Genomic DNA, 2,910 nt, shown 5'->3' on the forward strand with positions numbered 1-2,910 from the left:
GCCAAAATTTACACAGGAACTCCTGACGATGATATCAGATGACGTAAAGGTAGAGGTCGTAACCGAAACCGACAAAGCGCGCCGCTTTGTGTTCGTGTTGCTCAACGACTTTACCTTGTTGAGCTTTTCTGCGGCCCTTGAAAGCTTGCGCATTGCGAACCGTTTGGCGGGCAAAGATCTGTATAGCTGGACGCTGGTTGGTGAGGGCGGCGAAACCGTGTCTTGCTCTGCGGGCACGAAATTTGGTGTTAATTCCGATTTTATAGAGCTGCAGCGTGATGACACCGTACTGCTTTGTGGTGGCATAAATATCCAACACGCGACGACCAAAAAGTTGTTGAACTGGCTGCGCCGTGAAGCGCGCCGTGGATTGATCGTCGGTGGCTTGTGCACCGCATCTTATTGCATGGCCAAGGCTGGGATGCTGGATGGCAAACGTGCGACGATCCACTGGGAAAATCAGGACAGTTTTCTGGAGGAATTCGACGAGATTGAATTGACCAAATCCGTGTTTGTTGTAGATGGGAACCGCTTGACTACGGCTGGTGGCACGTCTTCGATTGATTTGATGCTGAAACTGATCGCAGATGAGCATGGTGAAGAGCTTGCCAATGCGGTTGCGGATCAATTGATTTATTCCTCTATTCGCACCGACCAAGACACGCAGCGACTGTCTGTGCCGACACGCATTGGTGTGCGTCATCCAAAGCTAAGTGCGGTGATCCAGATGATGGAAAGCAATATTGAAGAGCCGATCAGCCCTTCTGTGCTGGCCAAGGATGTGGGCATGTCAACGCGTCAATTAGAGCGTTTGTTTCGTCGGTATTTGAACCGCTCGCCCAAGCGCTATTATATGGAATTGCGCCTACAAAAGGCGCGTAATTTGTTGATGCAGACGGATATGAGCGTGATCAATGTGGCCTTGGCCTGTGGGTTTGCATCGCCTTCGCATTTTTCAAAATGCTACCGTGCGCACTACAACACGACCCCCTACCGCGAGCGTGGTTCGCAAGCGGCAAGGTTATCGATATAGGTTAGGTCCTGCTGCCTACGGCGTAAGTTTATTTAGAAAGATGAAGCTGTGCCGTTTTACGATGGGGTTATGCGGTTCAGGGTTCCGTTGGCGACAGAGAGGAACCAGATTGAACCGTCGGGGGATTCGCGAATGTCGCGCACGCGGGCTGTGGCGTCGGACTGGATTTGCTGGACTTCTTTAAGCGGCGCCCCCGTTAGACGAGCGATGTAGTCGAATTTCAAGCTGCCGACAAAATGGTGCCTGCGCCATGCGTTCCAAAGCTTGCCGGAATAGATCATGTAGCCAGAGGGCGCGATTGAGGGATCCCAATAGTGTTCGGGTTGCTCCATGCCGTCTTTGGCCGTGCCTTCACCGATTTTGCCACCGGAGTATTTTTTGCCATAAGCGATCACGGGCCAGCCGTAGTTTGCCCCTTTTTGGATACGGTTGATTTCATCGCCGCCCTGCGCGCCGTGTTCATGCGCCCAAAGATTGCCATCCAGATCAAGCGTCATGCCTTGGGGGTTGCGGTGGCCATAAGACCAGATTTCATCGCGCGTGCGGAGTTTGCCCACGAACGGGTTGTCCTGTGGCGCGCTGCCATCTTTGGCAATGCGCACGATGGTTCCATTATGGGTGCGTAGGTTTTGCGCCTCTTGATCATTGCCGCGATCGCCTATCGAGATGAAGAGCGTGCCGTCGCGTGCTTCAACGAGGCGCGAGCCGAAGTGGAAACCGCCACCAGAACCTTTGCGCATCTCAAAAATTGTCGTGACCTCGCTGAGACTGGCCCTATCACCATCAAATTTGGCGCGCACGACGGCGGTGCCTTCCTTGTGGCGTTGGGGTTTTGCGTAGGTCATAAAGATCGTGCGCGACGTTTTGAAATCGCGGGGCACGAGAATGTCCAGCAATCCGCCCTGCCCTTGAGCTGCGATATCTGGCAAGCCCGTCACGTCACGCCGTTTCCCACCCGAGAACCAAATCAAGCGACAATCCCGTTCTGTCACCAAGACCCCATCTGGCGTGAACCCGATAGCCCAAGGCGCATCCAGATTGTTGGCCATCGTTTCGATCTTAAGGTTCGAAGCGGCCTGTAAACTGGGTGCAAAAAAAGGGGCTGCCAATGTTGAAAGTGCGAAGGCGCGACGTGTTAGGGTCATGGATATGGCTCCAGTTCAAGACAGATTCAGGACTGCGTCTGATATATGTCGTAATCCCCAGCTTTCCAGATCACATTTGATCCCGAATTTATCAGGACGCGCCCACGTCAGGTCTTTTCAAAACTTTGCCCTGCGCATTGTGTGCAGCATCGATTTGCACCGCATTTGCGAGAGTGGATCAAAGTGAGCGCGCTAAGACGCTTTGGGACGGGGGGATTTAATGTGATCAGGGTTGAAAACCTACATAAGCATTTTGGCGGCTTTCATGCTGTTATGGTGCATCTTTGGAAATTGCTGAGGGCTCAATCACGGGTCTTGTTGGTCCGAACGGTGCCGGTAAAACCACACTGTTCAATATGATCGCGGGTGTCTTAAAGCCGACCTCTGGTCGCGTGTTCATGGCAGGTGAGGACATCATCGGTCTACTGCCGCATGAGTTATTCCATAAAAGCTTGCTGCGCACTTTCCAGATTGCCCATGAATTTTCGTCGATGACGTGTCGCGAGAACCTTATGATGGTGCCTGGCGCACAAACGGGTGAAACGCTGTGGAACACGTGGTTCGGACGCAAACGGATTGCAAACGAAGAACGCGCACTGGCGGCGAAAGCTGACGAAGTCCTCGATTTTCTGACAATCGCGCATTTGAGCAATGAAAAGGCTGGCAATCTTTCTGGTGGGCAGAAAAAGCTGTTGGAACTGGGTCGTACCATGATGGTCGATGCACGGATCG

The 2,910-nt window shown here is 52.9% G+C and carries 2 protein-coding genes and 1 pseudogene; 2 read left to right on the plus strand and 1 reads right to left on the minus strand.

From position 1 onward, the window contains the following. Nucleotides 1-28: 28 nt before the first annotated feature. Nucleotides 29-1,033: a GlxA family transcriptional regulator gene (locus tag QZ279_RS12260; RefSeq protein WP_293451266.1), complete on the plus strand. Its 1,005-nt coding sequence runs from the start codon at nt 29-31 to the stop codon at nt 1,031-1,033. A gap of 56 nt (nt 1,034-1,089) precedes the next feature. Here the strand turns inward: QZ279_RS12260 and QZ279_RS12265 are convergent, their stop codons facing one another. Beyond that, nucleotides 1,090-2,178 (minus strand): PQQ-dependent sugar dehydrogenase, encoded by a 1,089-nt coding sequence (locus tag QZ279_RS12265; protein ID WP_293451264.1) that lies wholly within the window; start codon nt 2,176-2,178, stop codon nt 1,090-1,092. A 222-nt stretch (nt 2,179-2,400) separates the two neighbouring features. On the opposite strand from QZ279_RS12265, the pseudogene QZ279_RS12270 reads away from it, so the two are divergent. Next, nucleotides 2,401-2,910: pseudogene (locus tag QZ279_RS12270) on the plus strand (ATP-binding cassette domain-containing protein); the annotation flags it as partial.

It is taken from the genome of Planktotalea sp. (genome assembly GCF_018607965.1).
Taxonomy (GTDB): domain Bacteria; phylum Pseudomonadota; class Alphaproteobacteria; order Rhodobacterales; family Rhodobacteraceae; genus Planktotalea.